Raw genomic sequence first — 26,704 nt, 5'->3', positions numbered from 1 at the left:
CACTCGCCCTTGACGAACGTCGCCGCGCTGGGCACGCTCGGCCTCATGGCCCACGTACCGCAGCGGCTCGACCCCGATCGTCGCCGTCGCCGACTGGAGCTCCTGGCCGCCCTGGCCGATGCCAAGTCCGCCCGCGAACACAGCCAGCCCCGGCGCCTGCGCGGCGCCCGGCTCCGCGAGCTGATCGCAAACCGCCGCCGTCACGCCAACTGAGCCCACAAGTTCGTTATATGGGCAATCTCCTTCGGGGCGTGGCGCTGCACGCAGGCCGCGCCAGCGGCTACCGTCAGGCGCTGAGGACCACAGCTCCGTGGGGGGATTCGTGTCGACTTTCGCTGCCGCCGTCGCTCGGGGCAAGAACGGCTGGACGGCGTCCGAGCTTGCGCTCACCGGCGTCGCCGATCTCGAAGAGGTGGTGGACCGGCTCCGCGACGCCGAGCCGGACGCCGACCTGTCGCTGCTCTTCGTCGAGGCCGACGATCAATATCTGGTGATCCTGCGCCTGGACGAGGGCGAGGACCTGCGGGTCTTCGGCTCCGACTCGGCGTACGCCGACGAGTCACGGCTCGGCGCGCTGCTGCTCGCCGACATCGAGACGCCGGCGCTCGAGATCGACGACCTGGCCGCGCCGACCATCGCGGCAGACGACGACGAGGACGAACGGCCGGCCGCCGACCCGGACGCCGATCCGGTGGGCGACGTCGAGCTGCTCGCCGACCTGGACGTCAGCTCGCACCGGCTGCTGACCCTCTGCGGGCTCGAAGGCATGCTCCCGGCGGACGTGACCGCGGAGATCTGCCAGAAGCTCGGCTGCGGCGACGAACTGGAAGAGCTGCGCGAGGTCTGATGCTCCGCCCCCAGCACGAGTCCTGGATGCGGCGGGCGCTGTCCGTGGCGTCCGCCTCCGCCGAGGACATCCCGGTGGGCGCGGTCGTCTACGGCCCGGACGGCGTCGAACTGGCCGCCGCCGGCAACGAACGCGAGCTGACCGGCGACCCGACCGCACACGCGGAGATCATCGCGCTGCGGCGGGCCGCCGTCCTCGCGGGCAGCTGGCGGCTGGCCGGCTGCACCCTGGTCGTGACGCTGGAGCCGTGCACGATGTGCGCCGGCGCGCTGGTGCTGGCCCGGGTGTCCCGGCTGGTCTTCGGCGCCTGGGAGCCGAAGACGGGGGCGGTGGGCTCGCTCTGGGACGTGGTCCGGGACCGCCGCCTGAACCACCGCCCGGAGGTCTATGCGGGCATCCTGGAGGACGAATGCGCCGCCCTGCTGCGGGACTTCTTCCGGCCGGACCGCCCCGGCTAGGCGATCACCGTGTCCAGGCCGATCTGCACCATGTCGGAGAAGCCCTGCTCACGCTGGTCGGCCGCCATCTTCTCGCCGCGCTTGAGGTGGTCGCTGACGGTCAGGATGGTCAGCGCCTTGGCGCGGTAGCGGGCGGCGATCGTGTAGATGGCGGCCGACTCCATCTCGACGGCGAGCACGCCGTAGTCGGCGAGCGTGTCGTAGAGGTCGGGCCGGTCGGTGTAGAAGGCGTCCGCGGCCAGGATCGGCCCGACCCGCAGCGCGACCCCGCGCCGATCGGCGACATCGGCGGCGGTACGCAGCAACGAGAAGTCCGCAACCGGCGCGTAGTCGATCAGACCGTCGAACCGCGCCCGGTTCATGTTCGAATCGGTGGCGGACCCGATCGCGGCGATGACGTCACCGAGGTTGAGGTCGTCGGCCAGCGCTCCGCAGGAACCGATCCGGATCAGCGACTTGACGCCGTACTCGTTGATCAGCTCGTGGGTGTAGATGGAAGCGGACGGCATCCCCATGCCGGACCCCTGTACGGAGACGGTCACGCCCTGCCAGGTGCCGGTGAACCCCAGCATGCCCCGCACCTGCGTGTAACAGACGGGATCCGTCAGGAACGTCTCGGCGATCCACTTCGCCCGCATGGGATCACCCGGTAGGAGGACCCGCTCAGCGATGTCGCCCGGCTGCGCGCCGATGTGCACACTCATGGCCTGGATCCTGCCAGGCGGGCTGACGGCACATGCCGCGACCTCGCGCTTTGCCCCAGGTGGTAACCCGGCGGCGAGGTGATCGGGGCGTCAGGTAATCTACTTCGCGGTGGTGTGTCCGAGCGGCCTAAGGAGCACGCCTCGAAAGCGTGTGAGGGTGCAAGCCCTCCAAGGGTTCAAATCCCTTCACCACCGCCAGCACCAGGCGTAACGCCCGGTACCTCTGAGTGAGGCACCGGGCGTTTCTCTGTCTGGTCTCAGTTTTGGTCTCAGTTGGCCTGGATCGGCGGGTACGAGCGTGTCCCCCGCAAGCCCGAACATCCCAGACGCCGAACGCGCCGAACGTTACGCACCAACCAGCGGCGGATGACTGTCCGTCACTGCTCAGCGCGACGGGGTGGACCGACGAGTGCACGGATCTTCTTGATGACAGTACGTCATTGGCGCACCGAAATCTGCTTTCCAAACGTGCGAGCTGGCCGTTAACGGGGCTTTCGCCGTCGCTCGGTCCTTCGGTTCGTCGGCGGTTTGTTGTATCGCGCAAGAATCTCCGGGCTAGGACCGCCGGCAACCTCGAAGAGAGGCATCTCCACCGGCATCTTCGTGGGCATAAAGTCGTGCCCGGGTGTCATGAATATATGCGTGTACGCGTTCTGGACGAGCCTGTAATTGACTGTCTCCGCGGTTACTTGATCGCCAGGTAAGATGCGCTCTGGCCCGACATCATGCCTCGTGAGAACTAAGAGATACTGTGGGCTGAGTGGAAACCAAAGTTCATCTGCGGTCGCTAGCCCTAACGAATCAGTTGATTGTGGATCATGCATGTAAAGCACGACAGGTTCATCGCACGTCAGGAGCGAGGTTTGTCCGTAGTCGAAGAGGTACCATCGCATGTCCATTAGGAGGGGGAGTGCGGCAAGCGCAATCTGACCCATCGTGCCAATGTGCTCATTCGGATCAATGCTGAACTCGTAGGAATCAAGGTTCTCAATGAGATCTCGAAGCTTGTCCCGATCTCCTAGATCCTCCTGCATACCGTTGGCACCGAGCCTATCCAATAGGCTGTCGGGCGTTGAAGTCGCAAACTGAAGTCTTGCCAGGAGGTCCGCCTGGAGTTCAAGCGTTTTACGCGTCCGGCGCCCTCGGGCCATCTGAAACGCGATGAGGGTGGCGAGAGCAACCTTGTCCTCCCCTTGGGGAGGGAATGCGCGAAACGGCCCTAAGGCGTTCTTGATAACAGAAGATGCTTCATCCTCTACTTTGCACAACATTTGCTCAGCGTGGCCATGAAGTTCGCTGTCAGTGCCGACGTAGGTATAGAAGTCGCGTTCGGCGCCAGCATTCTTGATGTTCGTTGAGAAACGATTTCCGGAGCTCTTCTCTACGACTGCGATCTCCTCGGCGGAATCCGACCACATCTCAAGCAAAAAGCGTGGAACAATGTGATGCCTGGCACCGATCTGCTCATTTGGATTGCCTCGTAATGGCCACTCGTCGATCATGTTAACGATCCCGCCTCGACTCACGAACTTTCTAGAGGTAAAAGGGTATGACAATCGGGTGAGTGAGATCAACCTATTTGGGGACCAGGCTCACGTTGGCGTCACCCCCGGCGACGCGCATTCGGCCCGTTTTACCCCGCATGGTGCTCGCCTTCCGGCACACAGCAGGGCAACGCCCGGTGACGTCTGGTGAGTCACCGGGCGTCTCCTTCTGATCTCAGTTGACCCGTGCGAGCACTCCGGCCGCTCCGTCGTCAGGCTCTCCGGAGTCGGCGGCAGACGGCTGCCAGAGCAGCCCACCGACCTTCGCAGCGACGTCACGGCGCACCTGGGCAGTGAGATGCTGGTACCGCTTCGTCATACCGGAGTCAGACCAGCCCATGATGCCCATGACAGCGCGCTCGGCCACCTCCAGAACCAGAAGGACCGTGGCGGCTGTATGCCGCGCATCGTGCAGCCGGCCGTCCCGCAAGCCAGCTTTCTTGAGTAGCCGCTTCCACTCGGTGTAGTCGGTGCGTGGGTTCAGTGCTCCGCCGGTCGGCGTCGTGAACACCCAGTCACCCTCGGTCCATAGCTGGGCCGCCTTGAGCCGGTCGGCATCCTGGGTGCGCTTGTGCTGGCGCAGCAGAGACACGAGCTGCTCGGGCAGTCCGATGCGTCGGCGACCGGCACGGGATTTTGTCTCTGCCGCTTCGGCGCGTAGCGGCTTCCGGTCGGGACAATGCCCACCGATCTTCCGGCCGCACGGCTTCGTGCAACCGTGCTGCCATCTCGGCCTCAAACGCGAACGGCGCACGATGATCGCGCCGTTCGTCAGGTCTACGTCGGCCCATTTCAGCCCAAGCGCTTCTCCCTGCCTGAGCCCGATGGCAAGCGCGACCGCCCACCGCGCGCCGTTCCGGGGCGCCTCGGCCGCCGCAATCAGAAGCCGCTGAACCTCTTCGACGGAATACGGCTCGACCTCCTCGTCGTCGAGCCGGGGCGGCTTGGCGAGACTTGCTGGATTCTTGGCCAGATGCCCCCGGCGCATCGCCTCGTTGAGCGAGGTTCGCAATGTACGCAAAGCCTGGTGGGCGGTGGCCGGCTTACTGCCCTCTTCCTGCATCTTGCGAGTCAGTTTCTCGACGTGCTCTGGCGTCAGTTTCTCTAGGCGGTGGGCGCCGATTCCTGGGATGAGATGGACGTTGACGGCGACGCGATACCCGGACGCTGTGTTCTCGCGGACGTTCGGGATGGCGATGTTCTCAAGCCAATGCGTGAGCCACTTCGCCACGGTCCAGCTTTCACCTGCCTTGCGCAGGGTGCCGTTGTCACGCTCCTTTTCGAGCTTCCGAACCTTCGCTTTGACGATGGACTCGGTCTTGCCGCTCACGTGTCGGCGGTCCGGGGTGCCGTCGTCCTTGGTGCCGACGGTGACGCGACCGTGCCAACGGCCGTCGGCGCCCTGGTAGATGGTTGACTCGCCGTTCTCGCGGCGTTTCGCCATTTCCTGTTCCTTTCAAGCGGCGGCAGGCAGCTGGGTGTTCTGTTCGCGGAGTCGGTTGACGTACTCGGTGAGGCATTCGACCGGGATTCGGCGAAGTCGGCCGATGGGAACGGACTCGACCTCACCGCTGGCAATGAGCGCGTACATCAGCGTTCGGCCGATGCCGAGTCGCTGGGCGGCCTGCTCGACGGTCAGGACGAGTGGAGTGGCGTCGGTCGCCATGGCGGTGTCTCCCCGTGGGTCGGCGTGGCGAGGGGGTGCATTGCCTCTACGTCGTCGCTGAGGCTCTGGCGCGCGGAGTGAACCTCGGGACGTAGGTGGGTAGTTCGGTTGCTACAGAAGCCGTCAAGCGGCCCGCTGAAAGCGCCTTAAGGCCGAGATTTCGGGCATGCGTGGGTAGAGCCATGCGCCGATTTGTATGCGTGACTCTCAGCGGGCCGCTCGATCGGGTGTGGCGAGGTGCGGGCGGCGGTTGTGTCCGGGGGAGCCGTACCAGCCGTACCAGCCGTACCAGTGCAGGTCAGGGGCGGTACGGCTGGTTTCCTGGTACGGCTTAAGCCGTACCAGCGGCGTCGCTGTCGGACGCTTCGGGCGTCCCGGCGAGGGTGCCTTGGTACGGCTCAAGCCGTACCGGGTGCAGGTGCCGTACCGCCCCTGAGCTGTGTGGGTACGCCTGGTACGGCTGGTACGGCTCCGGGTCGGGCAACGGCTCCGCGTCGGGGCAGTAGCGCTCCCACGCGTCGATGAATCCTTCGCGGCGGTAGCCCTTGGCCTGCCCGGTCGGCGGCGGGAACCGGATGGTGTCCGACCGGATGTCGTACTCGCGGAGCAGCACCCCGAGTTTCATCGGGGTCAGCCCGGTCGTGCCGTATTCGGCCCACGGTGCTTCGGGGTCAGCCTTGAGCCGTTCCAGCAGCACGGCCGTGGGGATGGCGTCGTTGTTGCCGAACGCGGTCCGGCAGTCGGAGAGCAGCCGGATGCGGTCGGATGAGACGGTGTTGCCGTCGCGTTCGGCGTTGAGGACTTCGGCGGCGTGCCGCGCTCGTTCCGGCCAGTCCCCGCCGGCCAGGTCGGCAACGGCGATCAGCGGCTCCCAGGTGTCGGCGGCCCGGTCCTCCAGGGGCATGACCGGTTCGGCGCGTTCCAGGTCGGGCAGGTGCGCGCCGACCCACTCGGCGAGCTGGGCGGCGACCTCGGTGAGGGCGGGCCGGTCGCGGCGATGCCGGAACGGCTTGACCGACTCGCCGGGCGCGCGGCGACGCATCCGGATGACCACGGCGCGGTCTTCGATCGTGTCGGGCATCGCCCCGATACCGGCCAGAGCGGCCATGGCGAAGGTGGGGATCTTCTCCAACTGGTGGGTGTTGTTGTCCCACCGGATCGCGGGCCGGTTGCGCTGATGACCAGCGTTGAGCAGGCCGCGCAGGTCTTCGTTCGAATCGGCGTTTTTCCCACCGAAGATCGTGTCTGCCTCGTCGACCAGCAGGGTCGGCGGCCGGTCGGAACCGATGGCCCGGTACACGGCGGCCGGTGAGGCGTTGACGGTGATCAGCGGGTTGTGGCAGGTGCCCTCCACCGTGTCAAGCAGCCGCGACTTCCCGCACCGCTTCTCCGGCGCCCGGATCACGAGGCGGGGCGCGTGCGCCCACGCGGCTTGGGCGTGCGTGGCCGCGACCCACAGGGTGACGGCGCATGCGGCTTCCGGCGACGGGAAGATCACGTATCGGGTGAGGACGGCGTGCAGCTGGTCGAGCAGCACGGCGCCGTCGATGGGCTGGGCGGGTGTGGCGGTCATGCGGCGATCCCCTCTGTGGCAACGTTTTCGGCGCGGAATCCGCCGAGGATCGCGGCTCGGATGTCGCGGTCGGCTTGGCCGGCGGATCGGCCAGCGTCGGTCAGCGCGGTGTGGGCGTCGGTGGTGGTGAGGGCTCCGGCGGCGACCATCCGGGCGATGCCTCGGGCTGCGCCGTAGAGGGTGGTGCGGCGCCGACCCTCGGGAGCGCGGGCAACCGCTGCGAGGTGCGCTTGCAGCAGGGCGGCCGGTGATGAGATGCCCTCGCCCCCGGTGAGCGTCGGTGTCGCCCTGGTCGACGGCGGCACGGCCGTAGCGGGTGCAGGTCGGCACGCGGCGACCAGCGGCGGGGGCATCTCATTGACTGGCCAGTCCCCCACCCAGCGGTACGGGCGCCGGGTGCCGGGGTGGATCGACGGCGGTGCGACGACGTACCCGCCGTCGCCCTTGAGGTCCACCCCCGGACAGCCGGTGAGCTTCGCTGCGGTGGGTCCACCGGGATGGGCATAGTGCAGGTGCCATCCGTCGCCCCCGGTCGCCACGGTCGCCGTGGGGGCCATCAGGGCGAGGTCGAGGCGTCCGCCGTTGCGCGGGTCGATGTCGACGACCAGCAGACCGGACACGGTCCCGGTCCGGATGGCGAGCAGCCCTGCCGGGTGGCCGGTGAGCATCGCTGCGATCCGATGCGGGTCGGTGGTCGCGGCGTAGAACCCGTGGCACGTAAGGCATGCGCAGGATTCCCGGTCGTGCCGCGGTCCGGCCGTCCGGCAGGGTGGGCAGTTGGCCATGGGGCGTTTGGTGCGGCCGAGCAGGAACACGTGACGTCCCTGCTCGGCCAGCGCCAGAGCGGCGCGTAGGCGGGTGTCCATCAGGCCGCAACCGCCACCGGGACGACGACGGCGGCGGCGTGGTCGCAGTACGAATCGATCCGCATCGTGTTCCAGCCCGCGAACACGATCTCGGGCGCGGTCCCGCTAGCGCTGACGGATGTCCAGCTTTCGCAGGAGCCGTTGACACGCAGGTCGGCCTGCATCGGCAGGTGGAGGGCTTCCGCCCAGCGGCGTACGTCCTCGCCCTGCTCGTCGTCGAGGTGCAGGTGCAGGTGCCATCCGGTGCTGACCCGGTAGGTCGTGATGCTGGCGGGTACGGGCAGGTGGTGGTTGTCGGCGATGGCGAGTAGCCAGCGCAAGGCGTCGGCGCGGAGCTGGTCGGCGTGGCTCACGGGGGGGGTGTCCTTTCCAGGGGTGGTCAGGCAGTGCGGCGACGGGTGGTGGTACGGGTGGTGCGGTAGGCGTCGAGGTCGACGACCAGGGCGACGGGGTCGGCGGTTGCGGCGGCTGGAGCCTGCTCGGCGCAGGTCTTGTGGCAGGGGCGGCCGAGGTGGTCGCGGCACATCGCGGGATTCGCGCAGATCCGGCAGGGCAGCGGCGGGCCGACGCGGTGGCCGCGCCAGTCAAGGAACCCTGCGGCGGTCATCAGCTGCTCTTGTCGTGGATCTCGCGCAGGGCGTTGATGATCCGGCGGCCGACCCGCAGGCAGCGGCCGTCACCGTCGCAGCGGCGGCACAGAGCGAACGAGCGGCCGAACGGGCTGCGGCGTTTGCCGGAGCCTTTGCAGCGTCGGCAGGTCCCGAACGGCCACAACCAGCACGACAGTCCGTAACCGACGGTGACCAGGGTGAGGGCGACGAACAGGAACCCAGCGGCGTTGATGGTGTGGGTGGCGGTAGCGGCGAGGGTGGCCACGAAATGCCTCCAGGGGCGGTTTTTGGGTGTGAAGGGCTCGCCGCGCCACCCGCCACCAGGGTTTATGTGTCCTGGTAGGGGTGGTGGCGGGTGGCGTGGCGGCGGTGCTACCTGTAGCGGCTGGTCGGCTACCGGTCAGGCCGCTTTGCGGCGCTGAATTGCGGCGTCGATGTCGGCGGTCTTGGCACCCTTGAGGACCTGACCGTTGTCCTTGACGTTCACGCTGCGTACATTCAGCGCGCGGAGCTGAGCAGAGATCGTCTCGGCGGTCATGTCGGCGTAGTGCTCCGGCATCTGCTCCGCCAGCCGTGCGGCCAGCCGCGCCCAGGTCATGCCGTTCTCCCCGGCGTGGATCACCGCGCGGGCGTCCGCGAGCACGTCCCGCACCTCGCGGATGGCCTGCTCTCCGGCGGCCATACCGGTCAGGGTGCCCGCTGCCTCGCGCAGCTTGCGGGCCGCGATGAGGATCTTCTCGGCGTCTTCCTGGTCGGCTAGGTACGTCCGCACGGTCGGCGTGTGGTCGGACGCGCCGCGCAGGATGCCGACACCCTTGTAGGTGGGCAGCAGGGTCGAGGAGTCGTGACCCTCGCTGTAGGCGCCGGAGCCCATGACCAGGTCACTGACCTGCCACGAGCCGGTACGCAACGCGAACCGCACCTGGTGGTTGTCGCGGTAGGAGATGAACTGCTGCGCGACCTGCCCGGTACCGACACCCGACGGGCGCTGGGTGGCGTCGACGAAGATGACACCGGCGGCCGGGGCGACCTTGACCAGGTAGACCAACAGCGACGCGATCTCCTTGGAGACGTCGCCGAGGTCGAAGTACTCCTGAAACTCGTCCAGGATGACCAGCCGCACGGGCATGTTGTACTTCGGGTTCCGGGCAATTTCCCTGGTCAGCTTGCCTTCCGGGCAGACATCGACCGGCAGGGCGGACAGCCGCTCGTAACGGTCCTGCACGTCGGCTTTGATCTCCCGCAACGTCTCCAAGACGATCTCGGCGGGGTCACCATCGCGGGTCATCGCCAGCCCGAACGAGCACCGGTCAGCGACCAGGGCGAACTTGCGCCAGTCGGGCTTACCGCCACCGTCGAGCACGGTGAGCTTCACGTACGGGTCGAGTGCCCCGTACAGCGCCAGGGTGCGGGCGGCAAACGTCTTGCCCTGCCTCGGTTGCGCGCCGATCAGCATGGAGCTCCACATCATGTCGACGGTGACCTTGTTGCCGCGTTCGTCGAGCCCGAACGGGGCCGGCTGCCAAATGTCGGTCGGCTTGCAGCGCAGCAGCGGCGTCCGTCCGGCGCCCTGGGCGAGCGGGTCACGGTCAGCGACCCACAGCGTGTGGCGGCGGTGGCTGGACGGGTCGCGGGTGATGAACACCTGCGACACGGCCACGTCCAAACCGGAAGCGATGGCACCGCGGGCTTTGACTGCGTCGTCGAACGTCTTGCCGTAGGGCAGGTCGATCGACACCTGCGAGCCGGTACCGGAGGTGTCCCGGGCCATCGTCGAGCCGAACGTCACGTGTTGGGTGTCCTTGTCCGGCCGGCCGAGGCCGGCGGCGTAGTACGCCCGCAGGATGATGTCCGGGTTGACCCTGCGGAACCGTCCGGCGACCGTGGCTGGCGTGATGATTCGCCGGTCGACGGGGCGGCCGATCCGGGCGAGCAGTCCGATCACGGCAACCAGGGTGACGGCGAGCGCCCACGTCGGTGCCATCGCGTACAGGATCGGTGCGCCGATCGCGGCAGCGAGCAGCTCGCCGGCCAGGACCAGGCCGCGCCACATCCGGGTGGCTTTGACCTCGCGGTGCAGCTTGAGCCACATCTGCGGGTCGTTGCTGTCGGCGGCGGCTTGTCGGAGCCCGTACTGTTCCGACACCCACCACCAGGTGATGTGTTTGCCGATCAGCCGGAACACTCCGACGACTGCCCAGAACAGGCCCTGTAGGCAGTACCAGGGGATGCGGACGCCGTGGAACCCGGCGCGGTAGCCGTAGAGCGCGGCAGCGTCTTTGAGGCTGGTCTTGATGTTGGCCCAGTTCGACCAGTTCGACGGGACGATGTCCCGCCGGCCGTCCGGCCGCGCCACCGGCGGATCGACCGGGGTACCGCCGGCCTGCGGGGCGTCGTCGAGAGCGATCTCGAAGTGGGTGTCTGAGGTCGGTTCCGAGGTGCCCCCGCCCCCGGCGGCCGGAGGCGGGGTGGTGCGGCGGGTACGGGCGTCGTTGAGGTCGAGGACTTCCGCCTCGCGGGCCTGCCAGTCGAAGTCGTCAGGGGTGGGGTTTTGCGGGACCATGAGGGTTCTCTCCTGCGGGGTCGTGAGCGGCTGTGCGGGATGAGGACCGGCGGCACGGCACTGGTTTCCAGGCCGTAGGGCCGTGCCGCCGGGCGGAGCTACTGATCGGTGCTGTGCAGCAGGTGTGCCAGGGCCGCGCCCATGCCGAGCACGGCGACGGGGAGACAGGCGACGGCGGCGGTGATCAGCCACGGGGCCGAGGTCATCCCAGCGGCGGCCATCAGGTGGTAGGCGATCTGTCCGGCCGCGCCGAACACGAGTGAGCCGATCGCGGACCACTTGGCGAACTTGCGGGCGACCAGCGGGGCGCGGCCGGACAGCCAGACCCACAGGGCGTACGCGGCGTAGGTCTCGACCCCGATGGGCAGGGTGATCGCGGTGTTGATGGTCAGGTTGTCGGCGATGCCGGGCAGCGGGTGCACGATGCCGAACCCGGACAGCTCGCCGAGCGAGACCCACCCGGACCAGATCGCTACGAACGCGGGCAGGGCCAGCAGCAGCACCGGCCACGCCACCGGCCGACGCGCCGCCTTGACCGGCGGCGGGGGCATCTCAACGGGTGCCGGGGTGGCGATCTCCGCGTCCGGGTGTCCGACCGGGTCACCCTGCGGCGTTTCCTCCGCGACCACGGCGACCGGTACGGGCTCGATCCGGTCGGTGTCGTCGCTCGTGTCCGGGGTCGGATCGGCGGTTTCGGTGGTGCCGAACAGCGCCGCCCCCTCGTCGGCCACGGTGAGGATCGGGACCAGCACGGGCGGTACGGGGTCGGTCTGGGTGAGGGCTTCGCGCAGGGCGATGGCCTTGGGTGCGCCCACCTTGAATTCCTTCATCAGCCGGTTTCGCGAGGGGACCTCGCCGAGCTGGTCGGCAAGCTCGCGGGCCTGCGGGATGAGGGCTTCCACAGCGGCCGGGTAGGCGCTGGGGGCCATCGTTGCGGCGGTCATTGGGTACCTCCTGCGAGAGCGGTTGCGAACGAGCCGATGCCCGACGCGATGGTGTGGACGAAGTCAGCGGCATCGCTGGGGTTGGTGATCGCGTAGAACACGGCGAACGCGACCAGGGCGAAACCGGCGAGCTTGCGCAGGTTCATCGGTGACCTCCGTGCGAGCAGCCGGGGCAGTGCAGACCGGGACAGACACCCGCGCGGCCGAGCAGCGACCAGGCGATAACGGTGACGACCAGGGCGACACCGAGGAGCGGCAGCAGGTGGAGCAGTGCAGCGACCAGCCGCGACACGGCGTAGACCACGGCGACCGCAAGTCCGGTCGCCGGGACCACCACGGCGGCGGCGCGTCCGGCGGCCCGCAAGACCGCGCGGCGGCGGTCAGTGGTGACCTGCCGCGTCGAGCGGACCGGCGTAGCCAGGAATCGCACCTTGACGAAGACGCGGCCGTCGCCCTCGGCCATCGGCCGGGGGTAGGTCATGGCGACCAGGCGGCCGGACCGGCGAACCCGGTCAACCGTGCTGGCGACCTCCGCCGGGGTGCCGACGATCCGGCGTTCGGTGGTGTACGGAGTGACCTGCGGCCGGCGGCCGGACGGCCGGTACTGGACGGCGGTCATGCCGCGACCTCCGAAGTGATTCGGCAGGCGGCGCGGCGATCGGCCAGTTCGGCGGCGACACGGGTAACCCGGGCCTCAGCCCGGCGGAGTCGACGCCAGTCCAGGGGCGACGGACCGCCGTGGTCGGTGGCGTTGATCAGAGCAATCTCGGCGTCGAGCAGGGACAGTTCGGCGTCGATCAACGGCCATTCGGCGTCGATCGCGTCCAGGTCAGCGTTGGTCGGCTCGTTGCTAGGGGCGAAACGCTTCCTCACGGAAACCTCCAGATCGGCAACACGGAACGGGGTTGGGAGGCGAGACGCAGCGCGTGGTCAAGCTGCGACAAGCCCTCAGAACGTCAGCTAGAACGACCCCTCGGGGGTCGTCGACAACGCGGGTACTCGCCCTTTCGACCCTCCATCCGCTCGCCTCGGCCCAATCGCGAGGGTCGGCCGCCATGCGGCTCAATGCGGACTGAGGGCAGGGCTTTCGCCGCGCCGTCTTCATGTCTCTGTGGAATTCATCAACGAACGTGCATCGGCCGATCGAGGGCGCGCATCGCAGCTTGACCAGCCGCTTTGCCGCTCTCTCAGGACCAAAAAGTGAAACCGTGTTGCGCAACAAGCTATCGCAACTCAGGTAGGAGCGCAACAGAGTTGCGCTACCCTCGTCGGGTGAGCGACCCTCGGAAAGATCTAGAAGCTGCGACCAGGCGGTACCGGAAGACGGCCAGTGATCACGAGAAGGCGAGAGACGAGACCATCGCCGCAGTGCTGGCAGCACTTCGGGACGGCGTCACCCCGGTTGAGGTGGAGCGACTTTCGCCGTTCACTGGGGCCTACATCCGCCGGATAGCCCGCGAGGATGGAATCCCGCCGGCTGCTCCCGGGCCGAAACGGTCCTGAAAGGTGCCTCACCTGTACCGCCCCCGCCCTGGTCGTTGACCCGTGTTGTTCCTGTTCACAGTCAACGCCAGGCGCGCCGGATGAGCCATGAACTGCTCCGGAACTCAACCGGCACCGCGCCTGCACTCGGTCTTCGTGGACATAGGGGGCTGTCGTTACACTCCGGACAGAGTCAACTACTCAGGAGGGGATGCGATGCTCGTCGTTTCGACCTGGAACGGGCGCTGTGCGGCATCGCTTCGGCTCGCACTCCGCATGTCCTGCGATGACTTCGCGGCACACCTGGGCGTCTCCACTCGCGGTGTCGCCAAGTGGGAGGCCCAGCCCACGGGCGAACTGGCGCTGCGCACACAGGACCTTCTCGACGTTGCCCTGACCCGGGCGAACGACGAAGTGCGCGCACGCTTCGCACTCAAGATGGAAGAGTTGGCCGGCCAGCCGGAAGCAGCCAGCGGGCAACCGTCTCTGACCGTTGTCCCGCGCACGCACCCACCGACGTTCGACGGCCCCCAACAGGCCACTCCAGAACTGCTGGATTCGCTTCGCGCAGGGCTCCGTCACCACTACACGTCCGACAACCTGCTGGGACCCCGAGCGCTTCTTCCGGTCATCACGGCGCACGCAGACTCGATCGAGCGACTCGCCCAGCATGCAGGCGGCAAAACGCTAGACGACCTGCTCACCGTCGGCGCCGGCTACGCGGAGTTCGCCGGCTGGCTGAGCCAAGATTCCGGCGATCCTGCGGGGGCCATAGCTTGGTACCGGCGAGCGCTGGAGTGGGCCGAGGCCGGCCAGGATGACCGCATGGCCGCGTTCGTGATGACGCGGCGTGCGGTCCAGGCCATTGGATCGAGGAACGGCGCCCTTGCCGCACGACTGGCACGCGTCTCGCTGCGCAGTGACTCACCCGAGACGGCGCGCGTCCGCACCATCGCTGCGCAGACGGAAGCTGTTGGACATGCCGTCCACCGCGAAGCGTCTGAGGCAGACCGCGCACTCGGCATCGCTGAGTCGCTGCTCTCCGAGGGCGGCGCTGACGTCCCGGAGGATGGCGATCCCTCCACCGGGCGTTACTGCGACATGGGGCTTTACCTGAACATCTCCCGCGCCAAGGTGCACCTCGAGCTGGGCCGCGCCGAGGAGGCTGTATCCGCGTTCACCACTGTGCTGAAGACGCTCCCACCGGACTACCACCGGGACCGCGGCCAGTACCTCTCCCGCCTCGCCCAGGCGTACGTGCTCGCCAAGGAACCCGACGTGGCCTGCTCACATGCCGAGGAATCGCTTGCCATTGCGGTAGCGACCGGGTCGTCTCGTACCATCAACGACCTGCGGCATCTCTCGGGGCAACTCCGCCCATGGGCGAGTCGCCCCGCCGTCGCACACTTCGATGCCCTGCTCGCCACCACCGCGTGACGGAGGTCTCGCCGTTGTTCGCCCTCGCCACTGATGCCGCACCCGGCCGTCCCAACGAAGACTTCGCCGTCGCCTCCACCGACCTCGCCGTCGTCGTCGACGGCGCCGGCATCCCGTTCGGCGGATGCCACCACGGCGTCGCCTGGTACGCCCAGCAGCTCGGCGTACAAACACTAGTCGCTCTCATCGGCACCCCGGAACGGCCACTGACCGAGGGTCTTGCCGCCGGTATCGCGGCCGTCGCCGATCTCCACCGCGACACGTGTGACCTGACCAGCCCTGGAACCCCGTGCGCAGCCGTTGGCATCCTGCGCATCGGCCCCGCGAGCGTCGACGCACTCGCCCTGTCGGACGTGTCGATCGTCGTCGACTTGGACACCGGGCCAGAAGTCACGTGCGACCTGTCCATCGAAGAGATCAGCGGCACCGAGCCTGACGCAGTGGCCGGCATGCGGTTCGGCACTCCAGAACACGCCGCCGCTCTCACCGCGCTCGTGCAACGCCAGACAGCGACCCGCAACCGGGCCGACGGCTGGTGGGTGGCCGCAGCCGATCCGAACGCGGCGCAGTACGCGCGTACCGCGAGCTATCCACGCAGTAGCACACGTCGGGCCAGCGCCTTTTCCGACGGCGCCACGCGCCCAGTTGACCAGATGGCGATTCATGGATGGCCCGAGTACCTCGACCTGCTAGACAAGGTCGGTCCGGCCGGTCTCATCGCGCAGGTCCGGAGCATCGAGCGCAACGACCCCGAGGGCGTCCGATACCCACGCACGAAGCGACACGACGACGCTTCCGTGGCCATGTGGACAGGGCCGCAAGAGCCGGCCGCCTGACCTCCGCCCGCCCGCGCTCAGACAGCAGGCGTGGCGACCCTCATTCGGGCGGGCCGGGATCGCGCGTCCAGCGAATGAAGCGATCAAACAGAGCCGCGCAATCCTTCGAACTGAAGCGATCTTGACCCGCCGCTTCCTCCAAGTTTGACCACATGTACATGGCAAGCCTGGCGGGGCTGAGGGTGTCTCTGAGATGTCGTCGTGCGGGAGTGCAGGGCCAGGGCTCCCCGCACGCACGGCAGTCCCACGATGGCCGGTAGGGGGCGTGGTCGATCACTACGGCGCCTTGGGGCCGAGGTAGATACCAGGACGAAGCTCAACGAGTCCATTCTGTGGATCTTCGGCTAGGAGTTCGAGAGGGCTCGCGTTCCGCCTGTCCAGCCGGAGTGGTTCTTCGCCCCACTCGTCAACGTCGCCTTCCGGGGTCAACTTCCACTTGCTCTTCGTCATCTCAGCACTTTACCGCTGGTAAACCCCCTGAGGGCACTGTCCTGTAGGTTTAACTACGGTCAAGGTCAACAGCGCTTAACGTCCGGTCTATGCCACGTGCCGACATTGGACTCATGGGCGCCGCCGAGATCGGCCGGCGCTTGCGCCTGTCGAAGCAACGGACCTACGTGATCATCGGACGCAAGGGGTTCCCCGACCCTCAGGCCGCACTCGCGATGGGCAAGGTGTGGCTCGCCGAAGATGTAGAGGCGTGGATCAAGGCCAACAGGCCAGAACTCGACGAGGAAGACAAGCCGTAGAGCCCTGGCCCACCTCGCCGATCGTCAGGTCGTGGCCGATTGCCCTGTGATGCGTTGGACCGCCCGTTCTAGCGGCCCGATATCGCTCCAGCCGTATATGTGCCTCACGATCTTCGGAAGCCGGTCCGCACTCAGGCCGGCACGCGTGAGCAGGCAAAGCCTGGTTACTTGGAACAGGCTTTCTGCCAGCCAGTACAAGTCTGATCCGTCGAAATGCTGACGATCTTCGTCAAGGTGGGTGAGATTATTCCTAGCCTTCTTGACGGCCTTAATCCACAGCATGACATCCTCGCCGACAAGAAGATGGGCAAGATCGCCAAGTTCTGCCACGAGGTCGTTCAGCCGACGGTCAAGGTCAAGGTCGTTCGCATGCGCCATCACGTTCGTGAACCACTCGTGATGCTCCGGCGGCACCATCTGCTCGCGTATTGCCCGCCTGAGTTTGTCGAAGGTGGCTTGCGGCATGTATCTGCCTCGACCAGCGAAGGCTCGGTGCAGCCCTTCTGCCGCCGAAGCTACATTGAGAAATCTATTTTCCGAGTAAATACTTTGCGCCCGCATGGTCAGCACTGAGCCAACGATCGGCGCAATGCCAGGCACGCGATCGAGCCAAGTCGCAATCGCCTTAATCCCACCGAAGTCGTCCAGGGGAATGACAACCCTATGGGCTTCTAGCCGCTTAGCCTTGAGCTGCTGCCCTGGTTCATGCATGCGCGCTTTGAGCTCGATTGGGCGACGAGTGCTGTCGAATGGCACCCCGTTGATGTTTGTCTCCGGGTGATCCGAGCGGTAGACGCGCAGGCTTATAAACGCGTCTGAGCGGTCTACACACAGAGACGACAGACTTTGCAGGCTTCCCGCGTCTTCAATAATCTCGCTCAAGGAAGTCTGTTTGTCGTACTCGATCGCAAACTCCGGCCAATGCCTGACAGCGAAGCTCTCGAGCTCAACGTCTTCTCGGGACCAGCGGAAGTCCAAGGCAATTTCGCCACGCGAGAATCTGGCCTGACTCCCTCCAGGGACATCTAGCCGGCATACAAGAACACGCCGATCAACGCCGTCCACCGGAGAGTCGTCATCAATCGCTATCGCTTCTCTGTTAACCCACGGTGCCGCATCTCGCAGACGAACGATGACAGACTCAAAGGCAGTCTCTTCGTCGCTATCAAAGTGCCCTCCGATGAGGATGGCGTTGGGCCTATACAACTTACGATTCGTGCGAACACTGTCGACCAGCGTGACTTGTTGGCGGTAATTCCCGTAGTCGATGTGGCCAAGTATGCGGCGGCGCATGCCGCCTGACTTCTCGTGCTCCTCCCCGTTGGGCGTGCGTTCCACCAGGGGGTCCGCGAGGGTTAGAGTCGTACCGTCAACCGGGTCAAAAACGAGGCGGCCATACTGCTTGACACCGTGCGGTCCGGGAAGCCAAAACTCTCCCGTCGAATCGAGTGCTTGCATTCCGCCGATACTATCCTTCGTTTGTGGACTGGAAATCATCATAACGGGTGACATCGGCGCCATAGAGAGCCTGGTGGTGGATCTTCGATTAGAGGCGGCCAGTCGCCTGCATCTTCGCGGCGGCGTACTCATTCATGTACCTGTCCACCGCCTCACGTCGACGCCGATGCGGCACGACCTTGTCCTCCGGATCGTGCCCCATATATCGGCCGTACTGCGTGACCAGGAATTCAATTGCGGCGATCGCGGTAGTTGCAGCGGCGCCGTTGACGTAAGGGTCGCTCTTGTAGATGAGACGCGACTCGCCGGCGATCGGGATACGAGCATGATCTCCCAGCATCCACTCCATACTGTGTGCTATGCCAGATCCCATCTGATATAGCGCGGGATAGGCCGAGAACGTCGCCTCAACGCGGGAAGATATCCTCTCGGTTGGAACGCCGCGATAGCGGCTGCCCCCCATCAATCGAATCTGCTTGGGCTTTCCGTTGCTCTGGCGAACGACCTCGCACCCCGCGCGTTCTATCAGAACCACAAGCCCATCGAGCCGCCTCTCCGCTTCGATCGCCGCATCTGGAAAGGTGCTCACCGGAAGCTGACGGGTTGCATTGACGTTCTGCTGGTAGCTCTCTAACAAGTCGCCCGATGCCCGGAGGATGCGTTCCTCGGTACCAACCCCCGGATCGAGCAGTGCCCCAACGCCGGCCACCGCTTCCACAATTACCCTCGTTGCGGAAGAAGGTGCGAACGTAAGAGGTGGGTCCACCGCATACATTGCCTTCATTGCGCGCAGGTGGTCGCGAACATTCTCAATTTTATGGTACGACTGCCCCATGTTCAGCGTAAGCAGCTTTATCCGAGGGCGCCTCTGCTTATGAGCCGGCAGCCGCTTGGTCAATTCCATGTCCTTCAGAAAAGGGCTTTCTTGCGTGGGGTGTTGGAATGCAGAGATGTCGTCCTCAAGGCTTGCGGCGCTCTGGCCGACTGCATTGCGATAGTGTCGAAGTAGTGCCTGCTCCGCCACGTCGGCCGCATCCTTCCCGGATCTAATCAGGTTCGTCAGCAATGATGGCCTGGACGTCCAAGGTTCGCCAAGGGCATTATCTTCCTGGGCCTCATCGCGAGCGCGCATCGTCACGCCTTCACCGCTCATCCGTGGGGCGACCCGCCGACCTCGGTCGCAACACGTCCGGTCGACGGCGCGAAGGTACCTCTTACCTGCCTTCGCGCCACCTGCTTGCCAGAAGGAGGCGTACCAGCCTCGGGGGATAACTCGTGCCGGAGGTGCCGTCGATGCCGTCCGAGGCCAGCCGCCGGCGCCGTCCTGGGAGTGATCGGGGAGTGAATCTTGAGATACAAGACCCCGCAGGCTTGATCATCCCGACGCACACCAACACTGCGACCTGGCCTTTTTGGGAAGAGCGCGGGATGCCGGCGGATCATGATCCTAATTCGGGACGCAGGGTCCTTGGTCTCAGTTCTGGTCTCGTTCGTGAGTGTTCGCGCATGATCGCGAGCGGCCGGAGGAGCCCTCTCGCCCAGCTCACGCATGGTGCCGACCCTGCGCGAACTGTTGATCACAGACCTCGAAAGCGTGTGAGGGTGCAAGTCCTCCAAGGGTTCAAATCCCACCACCACAGCCAGCAAGCAGGGCAGGCGCCCGGTGACTCCCCGCGAGTCACCGGGCGCCTCTCTTTCCGGCCCCAAGGTGAACCGGTGGGGGTGGGAGGGCCTGCGCCCACTCGTGCCAGTACGCGGCCGCGGCCGACGTCACTTGCAGGATGCTGTCGGGCGCCGGGGCCGCCGGCCACAGCTGGAGCAGGTAGCGGTCGACCGGCTCGTCCTCGTCGGCCTGGTCCATGCCCTGGGCGTAGTAGCGGACCCGGTAGTCGCCGGCCGGCATCGGGAGCGGGTGCTCGTCGCCGCCGCCCCACTCGGCCAGGACGACGTCACCCGTGACCGCGACCAGGGACGCCTCGACGGACTCCGCCCACTGCTCGTCGCGGGGTGGCTCGGCGTCGTGCCGTTCGACCCGGAAGGCGACGTCGCCGGTGTGGGTGCCGGTCATCAGGAACAGCAGGCCGGGGATCGCGGCGCCGCAGAGGCCGTTGGACTGGCCTCGGAATGATTCCTCCATCTCCCCTTCCATGTGCGCGGTTGCGCTCTCCAGGTAGATCTGCCCGTAGGCGACCGACACGGCTTGATCAAGGAGCACCTCAGCTGGCATGCGGGCAGCCTGCCATCGCGGTATGACAAGACTCCCTAAGCTCGCCGCCATGATGCGCGGACGGTTGGCGGCAGTGGTCGTGGTGGCGCTGGTGCTGGGGCTCGCGTTCGGGATCCGGGCCGGCAGCGACGGCCCGCTCGAGCAGTTCTCCGGCACCGCGCTCTACGCCTCGATGAGCTACGCCGGGGTTTTTGTGCTGTGGCCGGCGGCCTCGCCTGTCCGGGCCGGGCTTCTTGCCGTCGGCTTCTGCTGGGCAGTGGAGTTCTTCCAGCTCACCGGCGTTCCCGCGGCGCTGTCCGCGGGCAGCCTGCTGGCCCGGCTCGTGCTCGGGATGCAGTTCGACTGGGTGGATGTGGCCTGGTACCCGGTCGGTGTGGTGCCGCTCGTCCTCGGGCATCTGCTCTACCGACACGGCAGGCGCCCGGCAGCCGCCGGGCGCCTGCCGGTGGATCAGCCGGCGGAGAGCGGGAGGACGCGGAAGCTGTCGAAGTGAAAGGCGCAGTTGTCGCCGCGGAGGCCCACCGAGCCCGCGGTCAGGTTGACCGGGGCAGCCGTTCCCTGATCGACGACTTTGAGCAGGGTCCGCCCGCCGATGTCCACCGAGATCGTCGCGGTGTGCCCGGCGGTGTTCTCGATCAGGATCCGGAAGGTCTGCCAGCGGCCGTACGGCACGGTGTACGGCGCCTGGCCGAGCGTCGCGTAGGTGCCGCCGTTGACCTCACCTCCGGGGCTCTTCCGCTTGACGAGGATCCGGTTGTCCCGGCGGTTGACCGAGACGACGTACAGGTCCTCCGGGCTGTGCCAGCGCAGGAAGACGTGGATGCCGTCGGTGGCGGCCGGGCGCATCCGCCCGCGTGACGTCAGGCCCTCGTTCTTCACCCGGAAGCTGACCAGCGCGTCGCCGAAATCGCTGCGCTTCGTCGTCGCCCGGAAGACACTCGAACCGGTGCCGTTCGCCGAGCCGGCGTCCGGGCTCGCCGCGTCGGGTGAGCCCGTCCAGCCCGTTCCGTCCCGGAGGAAGAGCGACCCGCTGGTGACGTCCCAGTCGTCCGACCGGACCGCCCGGTGGTCGGCCGGGTTGGAGTGCGCGTATTCGTTGGTGAGCAGCCGGTCCTGCCCGCCCAGGGTGGGGCGGTAGGCGAGGCTGTCCGCCGTGGGTGCGGACTGGACGCCGAGGAGCACCCCGACCGTCAGCATGGCTGACACCCAGGAACGTCTGCCCCACCTCATGTCAGGGTCGCGGTGCAGTAGCCACGGCTTCGGATCCCCTCGATGATTGCCGGCAGGGCGTTCAGGGTGGCGCCGGAGTCCTGGATCCCGTCGTGCAGCAGCACCACCGCCCCGGGACGGAGCTGGGAGACGACCGAGTTCGTGATGTCCTCGGGCCGGCGGCCACGCCAGTCGTTGGTGTCGATGTCCCACTGGGTGAGCTTGAGCCCGTGCGCCGTGGCCGCCTGGCGTACCCGGTCGTCCAAGCTGTTGAACGGTGCCCGGAGCATGGTCGGCGCCGGGGCGCCGGCCGTGCGCACTGCCTGCTGGGTACGGGTGATCTGCGCGTTGATCTCCGGGGCCGTCAGGTCGGCGAGGTGCGGATGGTCCCAGCTGTGGTTCTCCACCAGGTGTCCGTCGCCGATCGCCGTGCGGACGGTCTGCGGGCGCTGGCTCACCTTGGCGCCGAGCACGAAGAAGGTGGCCTTGACCCCGTACGCACGCAGCAGCTCCAGCATCGGTTCCGTGTGGACGTCGGGGCCGTCGTCGAAGGTGAGGGCGACCTTGCCCGCCGTACAGGGGTTGGTCTTGGTCGCCGAGCGCAGCAGGGCCGGGTCGAGCTCCACCTTCGCGGCCACCGGTTCCGGCCGGCTGCCGAAGTGCGGAATGGCCAGCAGGGCCAGCAGGATCGCCGTGAGCGCGGCGATCGCCGCCAGGAACTCCAGCGAGGTACGGGACAGCGACGAGCGGCGCCGGCCGGCGTGGGTAGCTCTGCGCATGCTCACGCCGCCGTGTCCTGGACGCTGTAGTCGTCGACGACCAGGGTGCCGACGCCGGCGATGGCCACACCGAAGCTGAGGGCGGTGCTGCCCGCCGGGAGCGCCGGCGTGGTGTAGACCGGCGTCTTGGCCCAGCCGCCGGCCGCGGGCAGCACCGGCGCGCTGGTCCAGTAGATCCAGGCGCCCGCCGCGTTGCGGTGGTAGAGCGTGATCCTGACCTGGCTGGCGGCGGGCCAGCTGCCCCGGTACCAGGAAGAGATCTTGTAGGTGCGCCCGGCCGCGGCCGGCACGGAACAGACGTCTCCGGTGTCCTGTTTGGTGACGAGCTTCCGGTCGCCGCTGGTGTGGGCGGTGACCGTCACCTGCTGGGCGTACGTTCCGGTGTGCGCGTCGGTGACCCGCGCCCAGCTGAACGTGTTGGTGCCGAAACCGCCGAGCTGGAAGCAGACGGGCGTCTTGTTGCTCGTCGCCGACTCGAGCGAGTAGTTCCGCACGAGGTTGCCGTCCGGCGCGGGGGGCTGCACGGGTCCGGCGACGCCCGGCTGGGTGGTGCCGCCGATGACCTCGTCGACCGTCACCACCCGGGTTCCGGCGGAGCGGCGATCGGCCAGCCAGTCGAGGAACGACCCGAGGAGCGCGGGGGAGACCGCGTACTCGTCGCCGCACCCGTCGCAGACGTGATGCAGCACGAGGGCCACCCAGCCGCCGCCGTTCTGCTCGGCATTGGTCACGGACGCCTTGAGCGTGTTCAGCGTGGTGGTGGTCTTGACCGAGTCGGGGGTGGCGGTCCGGAAGGCGTCGACCGGCGGCACGGTCTCCGCGTACGGGCATCCCGAGCAGGAGCCCGGCGACACCACGCCGCCGACCGTGCGGGCGCTGTTGTATCCGCAGTCGGCGACGGCCTGCCGGGCGGAGGCGTCGGTGTTGCCGAACGGATAGGCGAAGTTGCGTACCGCGAATCCGAGGTTCAGAAGCGCCACCCGGTCGTTGCAGATGGTGCGCTTCTGGTCGTCGGGGGCAAGGGTCGGCAGGTCGGCGTGGTCGATCGTGTGGCCGCCGATCTCGTGGCCGTCCGCCGCGAGCTGGGTGATGGCCTGCCCGCTCATGTAGTTGCCGGTGCCGATCCGACTGCTGTTGATGTAGAAGGTGCCCTTCATGCCGCGGTCGTTGAGCAGCGGCCGGGCGTTGTCGTACTGGTCCTGGATGCCGTCGTCGAAGGTGAGCGAGACCAGGGTCTCGCTCGTGACGGCCACCTGGGCGTTCCGGGTGTAGGCCGACGCCGCCGTGGCTAGGAACAGACCCGGCACCAGCAGCCCGGCCAGGATTGCTGATCTGCGGTGGGAGCGAGATTTCGGTATGCGCACGACGGTTCTCCGGATCGGGCTCAAGGGTCAGGGACTGGAGTGGTTGGTCAGCGTCGCGTTCTGGAAGGTCACGGTGCCGGTGCCGATCTGCGCCAGGGTGATGCCACCCTCGTGCAGCCGCCGGTCGAAGGTGGCGGTGGCGGGCGGGCGGCCGGTGACGCGCACCGTGACCGAGTCCCCGCGGACGTCGATCGTCACGGCCGTCTTGGCCCGGCTCGGGAGCGCGACGGTGCGGAGCTCCTCGAGGGGAGCGGAGCCGACTCGCTGCCGGATCACCATCCGGGTCATCCCGAACGTCACCTCGACCCGTCCGTAGTGGCCCGCGCCCGCGCCGTCCCGGAGCCCGATCACGGCGGTGGACCGGGGCGAGATGCCCTTGATGCTCGTGCTCAGCGAATAGTTGATCCAGCGGCTGGTGTTGACGTCGTGCACGGAGCACGTCCCGTAACGCCGGGACCCGGCCCGCACCGTGACGGTCGCCGCGGTGGTGGTGCACGCGGCCGCGTCGCCGGTCCAGCGCAGGTCGGCGAGCCGGGCCGGCATCCGCGTCGGCATCGACTCTCTGATCATCTTCAGCAGCTGTGTGACGGACGTGGTGCGGCGGATGCCGATCCGCGGGAGCACCATCCGCGGCGAGGATTCCGTCACCGCGTCGACGTGCCCGGTCGGCACGTTCTCGCCCACGAACGCCATGTCGAAGCCCGCCCTCGCGATCAGCGTGGGAAGTTCGGTGGCGACCGGGGGCACGTTGCTGCCGTGTCCGGCGTCGCCGAACGGATAGCTGAACGCGATGGCCGAACCGCCGGTCATCTCCCGCAGGCTCTGCTGGCTGCGGGTGAGGTCGCCGGCCACCCGGGAGCGCCACTGGGCGATGTCCTCAGCGCCGCGGCTGGTGAGGATGCGGTTGGTCAGCGGCGCCCGGACGTCACCGGGGACCGGCACCAGCCGGTCCATCGCCGCGGTGTGCGAACCGAACTCCCAGCGGCCCGTCTCCTGGAGCTGACGGACCTGGCGGGTGGAGAGGAAGTACGACGGTGTGCCGGGCTCGACGACCAGGTCGGTGGCCAGGAACGCCACGGCGGAGAAGCGGTGCTGCGCGAGCACCGGGTCGATGGTGGTCCACGTGGTCAGCGACCCGTCGTCGAAGGTCAGCAGCAGCGGCCGTTCCGGCAACTGGACCGGCTTGTGCCGGACCAGGTCGCGCACGGTCGCCAGCGACACGGTCTGGTAGCCGAGCGCTGACAGCGTGGCCATGTGCTCGGCGAAGGTGCGACGGGTGACCGTCTTCGTCGACGGGTCCTTGTCCGAAACGGTGTGGTACGCCAGCACCGTGACCGCACCCGGATAGGACGGCACCCCGGCCGCGATCCCGGCGGCGGGCACCTGCACCGGCTCGAGCTGCGGCGGGTCGAACGGCCTGCTGAGGTCGATCCAGGCCAGGACCGCGACGCCCAGCGCGCAGACCGCCAGCAGCGTCGTCGCCTTGCGCAGCAGGGCGGCGAGCACCCCGGCGGCCGACGCGCGGTGTCTCGGCTGTCGCAGGTCGGTGGTGCTAGACATTGCCGAACACCAACGTCCGCTCGGGCGTGCGCACCGGCGCCGGCGGGGGCCCGCCGGCGTCGTCCCGGGTCCCCCACTTGCCGTCCCGGATCCGGGCCAGGGCCCACAGCAGCTGGGGCGAGAACGCGATGTAGAAGAACGTGCCCAGGAACGCGTAGAACCACATCCCGTCGTTGCGGAGCAGCCGGTAGACCAGCGCGTACGCCGACGAGACCAGGAAGAGACCGACGAAGTAGACGGTGGGGAACCTGCCGTGGGTCAGCGGCTGGGCGAGGCTGTAGAGGATCACGAGCGGACTCATCAGCCCGGCGCAGGTCTGCACGGCCACGGACGGCAGGGCGCGCAGCCGCGAGCGCCAGATGTGCGCCAGCAGCAGCGGGCCTTCCCGGCTCCAGGACTTCTTCCAGCGCAGCTGTTGCCGGAAGAACTTGAGGTATTCGTCCGGCGCGTCGGTCCACGCCTCGGCCCGCGAGTCGTAGCGGGTGGTCCAGCCGGCCTTGATCACCCGGTTGGTCAGCGCCCGGTCGTCGCCGTAGGTGCAGTCGACGCCGAGGAACCGCTGGTGCTCCCAGTCGTCGAGCAGGTCGACGACCGCCGACCGGCGGTACGCCGCGAAACAGCCCGAGCAGCAGGTGACCGCGCCCAGCACCGACTCGGCGCTCTTCAGCAGCTGGAACGACACGTAGTAGCGGGTCGCCTGCATCCTGGTGAGGGTGTTGGTGCCGGCGTTCCGGACGTAGGTCAGCCCGGAGATCGCGCCCACCTTCTCGTCGGTGAATCCCTGCACCAGCTTGCGGATCGCGTCCGGCGCGGGCATCGAGTCGGAGTCGACGAAGACGAGGATCTCGGAGTGGGTGGCCCGGATGCCGGCGGCCATCGCGGCCCGCTTGCCCATGTTGCGGCCGAGGTCGATGCACCGTACGGCGCCGGCCGGGTAGCGGGCTGCCGCCTCCTGCATGCGCTCCCAGGTGTCGTCGGTCGACCCGTCGTTGATCACCACGATCTCGAGCTTCTCGCCCGGGTAGTCCAGCGCCAGGCAGGAATGGATGGTCCGGCCCACCGCCTCGCTCTCGTTGTACGCGGGCACGATGATCGCGACTGTCGGCTCGATGGCGCGGCCCTTCGGCGGCCGGTAGAACGCCGCCAGGCCGAACCGGCTGAGCACGTAGGTGCTGATCAGGATCGTGTAGCCGGCCAGCACGAAGTTGCCGCGCAGGAAGAGGATCTTCACGCCCACGTGCCAGGCGATCAGGGCGCAGATCCCGGCGATGCCCAGCAGGCTCAGGAACTTCAGCAGTCCGCGGCTGCTTTCGTCCGCCGCATCGATCGTCTCCGCCGGCCGCCGTGCCGGCCCGTCGTCGCGGACAGCGCCGGAATTCCCGGAGGGCCACACGACGGGCACGGTGTCCACCGTGTCCGGATGTTCACGCGAGCGGATTGACGGGCTGTAGAGCACAGGGATTCTCCGGAGTGTCGATGCAGATGAGCGAAAGTCCCACTGCGGCGGATGCTGAACCCCGGCGGCAGTGCAGACCATTCCTATCAGGCCACAAATTTCGTCTCACGTGAACCTCATCCGGACGAGACGTAGCCGACACAATCAGCCCGCAACGTTAAGCAGGAATGGTATTCGCTGATTGCGGAACCCGGCTGAGCGCCCACTTTTCGGCGGGCTGTCGGACTAATCCGTTCGCGTGAAATGTGGTCGGCCTCAGATCGTCAGTGTGCCGAGCGAACATGCCTTCACCTGCGGTGCAGTGGCCGGTGACGGGTATTCGGGTGTCTGTTTCCGGGCAGCGGGCCGACCCGGCTACAAAAGGGGGTCTG

Annotated in this window: 29 protein-coding genes and 1 tRNA gene; 8 read left to right on the top strand and 22 right to left on the bottom strand. The window is 67.4% G+C overall.

What is annotated here, in order from left to right:
* Positions 1-9: 9 nt before the first annotated feature.
* The 3 genes from ACIBQZ_RS17885 to tadA all read left to right on the top strand — a co-directional run bounded on the left by ACIBQZ_RS17885 (position 10) and on the right by tadA (position 1,305).
* Positions 10-213, top strand: a complete 204-nt coding sequence (locus tag ACIBQZ_RS17885; RefSeq protein ID WP_396089750.1) for a hypothetical protein — start codon at positions 10-12, stop codon at positions 211-213.
* A 109-nt stretch (positions 214-322) separates the two neighbouring features.
* The gene (locus ACIBQZ_RS17880) at positions 323-847 is read left to right on the top strand and encodes a tRNA adenosine deaminase-associated protein (protein ID WP_396089748.1); all 525 of its coding nucleotides are present in this window, start codon (positions 323-325) and stop codon (positions 845-847) included.
* The gene (gene tadA / locus ACIBQZ_RS17875) at positions 847-1,305 is read left to right on the top strand and encodes a tRNA adenosine(34) deaminase TadA (RefSeq protein ID WP_396089746.1); all 459 of its coding nucleotides are present in this window, start codon (positions 847-849) and stop codon (positions 1,303-1,305) included. The genes ACIBQZ_RS17880 and tadA overlap by 1 nt, the downstream gene beginning before the upstream one ends.
* On the opposite strand, the gene deoD is transcribed toward tadA, so the two are convergent.
* Entirely contained in the window at positions 1,302-2,009 is a 708-nt protein-coding gene (gene deoD, locus ACIBQZ_RS17870; RefSeq protein WP_396089745.1) for a purine-nucleoside phosphorylase, read from the bottom strand. The genes tadA and deoD overlap by 4 nt on opposite strands.
* 108 nt (positions 2,010-2,117) lie before the next feature.
* Between deoD and ACIBQZ_RS17865 the strand changes: the two genes are divergently transcribed.
* Positions 2,118-2,207 (top strand) — tRNA-Ser (locus tag ACIBQZ_RS17865).
* 284 nt (positions 2,208-2,491) lie between these two features.
* On the opposite strand, the gene ACIBQZ_RS17860 is transcribed toward ACIBQZ_RS17865, so the two are convergent.
* The 13 genes from ACIBQZ_RS17860 to ACIBQZ_RS17800 all read right to left on the bottom strand — a co-directional run bounded on the left by ACIBQZ_RS17860 (position 2,492) and on the right by ACIBQZ_RS17800 (position 12,649).
* Complete coding sequence (locus tag ACIBQZ_RS17860) at positions 2,492-3,511, bottom strand: DUF4238 domain-containing protein (RefSeq protein ID WP_396089743.1); 1,020 nt, start codon at positions 3,509-3,511, stop codon at positions 2,492-2,494.
* Positions 3,512-3,728: 217 nt separating this feature from the next.
* The gene (locus ACIBQZ_RS17855) at positions 3,729-4,997 is read right to left on the bottom strand and encodes a tyrosine-type recombinase/integrase (protein WP_396089742.1); all 1,269 of its coding nucleotides are present in this window, start codon (positions 4,995-4,997) and stop codon (positions 3,729-3,731) included.
* A gap of 12 nt (positions 4,998-5,009) precedes the next feature.
* A complete protein-coding gene (locus ACIBQZ_RS17850) occupies positions 5,010-5,219 on the bottom strand; it encodes a helix-turn-helix domain-containing protein (RefSeq protein ID WP_396089741.1) in 210 nt (69 codons plus the stop codon).
* A gap of 331 nt (positions 5,220-5,550) precedes the next feature.
* Positions 5,551-6,792 carry a DUF3631 domain-containing protein gene (locus tag ACIBQZ_RS17845; RefSeq protein ID WP_396089740.1) on the bottom strand — a complete coding sequence of 414 codons (1,242 nt, stop codon included), beginning with the start codon at positions 6,790-6,792 and terminating at the stop codon, positions 5,551-5,553.
* Positions 6,789-7,658 (bottom strand): bifunctional DNA primase/polymerase, encoded by an 870-nt coding sequence (locus ACIBQZ_RS17840; RefSeq protein ID WP_396089738.1) that lies wholly within the window; start codon positions 7,656-7,658, stop codon positions 6,789-6,791. Before ACIBQZ_RS17840 ends, ACIBQZ_RS17845 begins: the two co-directional genes overlap by 4 nt.
* Positions 7,658-8,011: a hypothetical protein gene (locus ACIBQZ_RS17835; protein ID WP_396089737.1), complete on the bottom strand. Its 354-nt coding sequence runs from the start codon at positions 8,009-8,011 to the stop codon at positions 7,658-7,660. The genes ACIBQZ_RS17840 and ACIBQZ_RS17835 overlap by 1 nt, the downstream gene beginning before the upstream one ends.
* Positions 8,012-8,037: 26 nt before the next feature.
* Complete coding sequence (locus ACIBQZ_RS17830) at positions 8,038-8,265, bottom strand: hypothetical protein (RefSeq protein ID WP_396089736.1); 228 nt, start codon at positions 8,263-8,265, stop codon at positions 8,038-8,040.
* Positions 8,265-8,534 (bottom strand): hypothetical protein, encoded by a 270-nt coding sequence (locus tag ACIBQZ_RS17825; RefSeq protein ID WP_396089735.1) that lies wholly within the window; start codon positions 8,532-8,534, stop codon positions 8,265-8,267. Before ACIBQZ_RS17825 ends, ACIBQZ_RS17830 begins: the two co-directional genes overlap by 1 nt.
* A 135-nt stretch (positions 8,535-8,669) precedes the next feature.
* Positions 8,670-10,832, bottom strand: a complete 2,163-nt coding sequence (locus ACIBQZ_RS17820; RefSeq protein WP_396089734.1) for a cell division protein FtsK — start codon at positions 10,830-10,832, stop codon at positions 8,670-8,672.
* A gap of 98 nt (positions 10,833-10,930) precedes the next feature.
* Positions 10,931-11,776 (bottom strand): ABC transporter permease, encoded by an 846-nt coding sequence (locus ACIBQZ_RS17815; RefSeq protein WP_396089733.1) that lies wholly within the window; start codon positions 11,774-11,776, stop codon positions 10,931-10,933.
* The gene (locus ACIBQZ_RS17810; RefSeq protein ID WP_396089732.1) at positions 11,773-11,922 is read right to left on the bottom strand and encodes a hypothetical protein; all 150 of its coding nucleotides are present in this window, start codon (positions 11,920-11,922) and stop codon (positions 11,773-11,775) included. Before ACIBQZ_RS17810 ends, ACIBQZ_RS17815 begins: the two co-directional genes overlap by 4 nt.
* Positions 11,919-12,395 carry a hypothetical protein gene (locus ACIBQZ_RS17805; RefSeq protein ID WP_396089731.1) on the bottom strand — a complete coding sequence of 159 codons (477 nt, stop codon included), beginning with the start codon at positions 12,393-12,395 and terminating at the stop codon, positions 11,919-11,921. The genes ACIBQZ_RS17810 and ACIBQZ_RS17805 overlap by 4 nt, the downstream gene beginning before the upstream one ends.
* Positions 12,392-12,649 (bottom strand): DUF6284 family protein, encoded by a 258-nt coding sequence (locus tag ACIBQZ_RS17800; RefSeq protein ID WP_396089730.1) that lies wholly within the window; start codon positions 12,647-12,649, stop codon positions 12,392-12,394. Before ACIBQZ_RS17800 ends, ACIBQZ_RS17805 begins: the two co-directional genes overlap by 4 nt.
* 825 nt (positions 12,650-13,474) lie before the next feature.
* Between ACIBQZ_RS17800 and ACIBQZ_RS17795 the strand changes: the two genes are divergently transcribed.
* The 3 genes from ACIBQZ_RS17795 (at position 13,475) to ACIBQZ_RS17785 (ending at position 16,280) form a co-directional block, all read left to right on the top strand.
* Complete coding sequence (locus tag ACIBQZ_RS17795) at positions 13,475-14,695, top strand: hypothetical protein (protein ID WP_396089729.1); 1,221 nt, start codon at positions 13,475-13,477, stop codon at positions 14,693-14,695.
* Positions 14,696-14,709: 14 nt separating this feature from the next.
* Complete coding sequence (locus ACIBQZ_RS17790; RefSeq protein WP_396089728.1) at positions 14,710-15,531, top strand: hypothetical protein; 822 nt, start codon at positions 14,710-14,712, stop codon at positions 15,529-15,531.
* A gap of 563 nt (positions 15,532-16,094) precedes the next feature.
* Positions 16,095-16,280, top strand: a complete 186-nt coding sequence (locus ACIBQZ_RS17785; RefSeq protein ID WP_396089727.1) for a DNA-binding protein — start codon at positions 16,095-16,097, stop codon at positions 16,278-16,280.
* A 24-nt stretch (positions 16,281-16,304) separates the two neighbouring features.
* On the opposite strand, the gene ACIBQZ_RS17780 is transcribed toward ACIBQZ_RS17785, so the two are convergent.
* The 3 genes from ACIBQZ_RS17780 to ACIBQZ_RS17770 form a co-directional block, all read right to left on the bottom strand.
* Positions 16,305-17,738, bottom strand: a complete 1,434-nt coding sequence (locus ACIBQZ_RS17780) for a HEPN domain-containing protein (RefSeq protein ID WP_396089822.1) — start codon at positions 17,736-17,738, stop codon at positions 16,305-16,307.
* 88 nt (positions 17,739-17,826) lie between these two features.
* Positions 17,827-18,876, bottom strand: coding sequence for a hypothetical protein (locus ACIBQZ_RS17775; protein ID WP_396089726.1), 1,050 nt, complete (start codon positions 18,874-18,876; stop codon positions 17,827-17,829).
* A 540-nt stretch (positions 18,877-19,416) separates the two neighbouring features.
* On the bottom strand, positions 19,417-19,965 hold the full coding sequence (locus ACIBQZ_RS17770) for a hypothetical protein (protein WP_396089725.1): 549 nt from the start codon (positions 19,963-19,965) through the stop codon (positions 19,417-19,419).
* 22 nt (positions 19,966-19,987) lie between these two features.
* Between ACIBQZ_RS17770 and ACIBQZ_RS17765 the strand changes: the two genes are divergently transcribed.
* On the top strand, positions 19,988-20,458 hold the full coding sequence (locus ACIBQZ_RS17765; RefSeq protein ID WP_396089724.1) for a DUF2809 domain-containing protein: 471 nt from the start codon (positions 19,988-19,990) through the stop codon (positions 20,456-20,458).
* On the opposite strand, the gene ACIBQZ_RS17760 is transcribed toward ACIBQZ_RS17765, so the two are convergent.
* The 5 genes from ACIBQZ_RS17760 to ACIBQZ_RS17740 are packed head-to-tail and all read right to left on the bottom strand — an operon-like array spanning position 20,416 to position 26,279.
* Complete coding sequence (locus ACIBQZ_RS17760) at positions 20,416-21,162, bottom strand: hypothetical protein (RefSeq protein WP_396089723.1); 747 nt, start codon at positions 21,160-21,162, stop codon at positions 20,416-20,418. The genes ACIBQZ_RS17765 and ACIBQZ_RS17760 overlap by 43 nt on opposite strands.
* Before the next feature lie 29 nt (positions 21,163-21,191).
* The gene (locus ACIBQZ_RS17755) at positions 21,192-21,953 is read right to left on the bottom strand and encodes a polysaccharide deacetylase family protein (RefSeq protein WP_396089722.1); all 762 of its coding nucleotides are present in this window, start codon (positions 21,951-21,953) and stop codon (positions 21,192-21,194) included.
* A 2-nt stretch (positions 21,954-21,955) separates the two neighbouring features.
* Positions 21,956-23,317: a polysaccharide deacetylase family protein gene (locus tag ACIBQZ_RS17750; protein WP_396089720.1), complete on the bottom strand. Its 1,362-nt coding sequence runs from the start codon at positions 23,315-23,317 to the stop codon at positions 21,956-21,958.
* Between the two features lie 27 nt (positions 23,318-23,344).
* Positions 23,345-24,877, bottom strand: coding sequence for a polysaccharide deacetylase family protein (locus ACIBQZ_RS17745; protein WP_396089719.1), 1,533 nt, complete (start codon positions 24,875-24,877; stop codon positions 23,345-23,347).
* Positions 24,870-26,279: a glycosyltransferase gene (locus tag ACIBQZ_RS17740; RefSeq protein WP_396089718.1), complete on the bottom strand. Its 1,410-nt coding sequence runs from the start codon at positions 26,277-26,279 to the stop codon at positions 24,870-24,872. The genes ACIBQZ_RS17745 and ACIBQZ_RS17740 overlap by 8 nt, the downstream gene beginning before the upstream one ends.
* Positions 26,280-26,704 lie beyond the last annotated feature (425 nt).

The sequence above is a fragment of the Actinoplanes sp. NPDC049599 genome, from assembly GCF_044465625.1.
In the GTDB taxonomy this organism is placed as follows: Bacteria; Actinomycetota; Actinomycetes; order Mycobacteriales; family Micromonosporaceae; genus Actinoplanes.
The sequence above is the reverse complement of the archived record's forward strand: the minus strand, read 5'-3'. Positions and strand labels throughout refer to the sequence as shown.

Excerpts from the sequence above, each read along its gene's own strand:
- tadA (WP_396089746.1), top strand. The coding sequence starts at position 847 with ATGCTCCGCCCCCAGCACGAGTCCTGGATGCGGCGGGCGCTGTCCGTG.
- deoD (WP_396089745.1), bottom strand. The coding sequence starts at position 2,009 with ATGAGTGTGCACATCGGCGCGCAGCCGGGCGACATCGCTGAGCGGGTC.
- ACIBQZ_RS17860 (WP_396089743.1), bottom strand. The coding sequence starts at position 3,511 with ATGATCGACGAGTGGCCATTACGAGGCAATCCAAATGAGCAGATCGGT.
- ACIBQZ_RS17855 (WP_396089742.1), bottom strand. The coding sequence starts at position 4,997 with ATGGCGAAACGCCGCGAGAACGGCGAGTCAACCATCTACCAGGGCGCC.
- ACIBQZ_RS17850 (WP_396089741.1), bottom strand. The coding sequence starts at position 5,219 with ATGGCGACCGACGCCACTCCACTCGTCCTGACCGTCGAGCAGGCCGCC.
- ACIBQZ_RS17845 (WP_396089740.1), bottom strand. The coding sequence starts at position 6,792 with ATGACCGCCACACCCGCCCAGCCCATCGACGGCGCCGTGCTGCTCGAC.
- ACIBQZ_RS17840 (WP_396089738.1), bottom strand. The coding sequence starts at position 7,658 with ATGGACACCCGCCTACGCGCCGCTCTGGCGCTGGCCGAGCAGGGACGT.
- ACIBQZ_RS17830 (WP_396089736.1), bottom strand. The coding sequence starts at position 8,265 with ATGACCGCCGCAGGGTTCCTTGACTGGCGCGGCCACCGCGTCGGCCCG.
- ACIBQZ_RS17820 (WP_396089734.1), bottom strand. The coding sequence starts at position 10,832 with ATGGTCCCGCAAAACCCCACCCCTGACGACTTCGACTGGCAGGCCCGC.
- ACIBQZ_RS17815 (WP_396089733.1), bottom strand. The coding sequence starts at position 11,776 with ATGACCGCCGCAACGATGGCCCCCAGCGCCTACCCGGCCGCTGTGGAA.
- ACIBQZ_RS17810 (WP_396089732.1), bottom strand. The coding sequence starts at position 11,922 with ATGAACCTGCGCAAGCTCGCCGGTTTCGCCCTGGTCGCGTTCGCCGTG.
- ACIBQZ_RS17805 (WP_396089731.1), bottom strand. The coding sequence starts at position 12,395 with ATGACCGCCGTCCAGTACCGGCCGTCCGGCCGCCGGCCGCAGGTCACT.
- ACIBQZ_RS17795 (WP_396089729.1), top strand. The coding sequence starts at position 13,475 with ATGCTCGTCGTTTCGACCTGGAACGGGCGCTGTGCGGCATCGCTTCGG.
- ACIBQZ_RS17785 (WP_396089727.1), top strand. The coding sequence starts at position 16,095 with ATGGGCGCCGCCGAGATCGGCCGGCGCTTGCGCCTGTCGAAGCAACGG.
- ACIBQZ_RS17780 (WP_396089822.1), bottom strand. The coding sequence starts at position 17,738 with ATGCAAGCACTCGATTCGACGGGAGAGTTTTGGCTTCCCGGACCGCAC.
- ACIBQZ_RS17770 (WP_396089725.1), bottom strand. The coding sequence starts at position 19,965 with ATGCCAGCTGAGGTGCTCCTTGATCAAGCCGTGTCGGTCGCCTACGGG.
- ACIBQZ_RS17765 (WP_396089724.1), top strand. The coding sequence starts at position 19,988 with ATGACAAGACTCCCTAAGCTCGCCGCCATGATGCGCGGACGGTTGGCG.
- ACIBQZ_RS17760 (WP_396089723.1), bottom strand. The coding sequence starts at position 21,162 with ATGCTGACGGTCGGGGTGCTCCTCGGCGTCCAGTCCGCACCCACGGCG.
- ACIBQZ_RS17755 (WP_396089722.1), bottom strand. The coding sequence starts at position 21,953 with ATGCGCAGAGCTACCCACGCCGGCCGGCGCCGCTCGTCGCTGTCCCGT.
- ACIBQZ_RS17745 (WP_396089719.1), bottom strand. The coding sequence starts at position 24,877 with ATGTCTAGCACCACCGACCTGCGACAGCCGAGACACCGCGCGTCGGCC.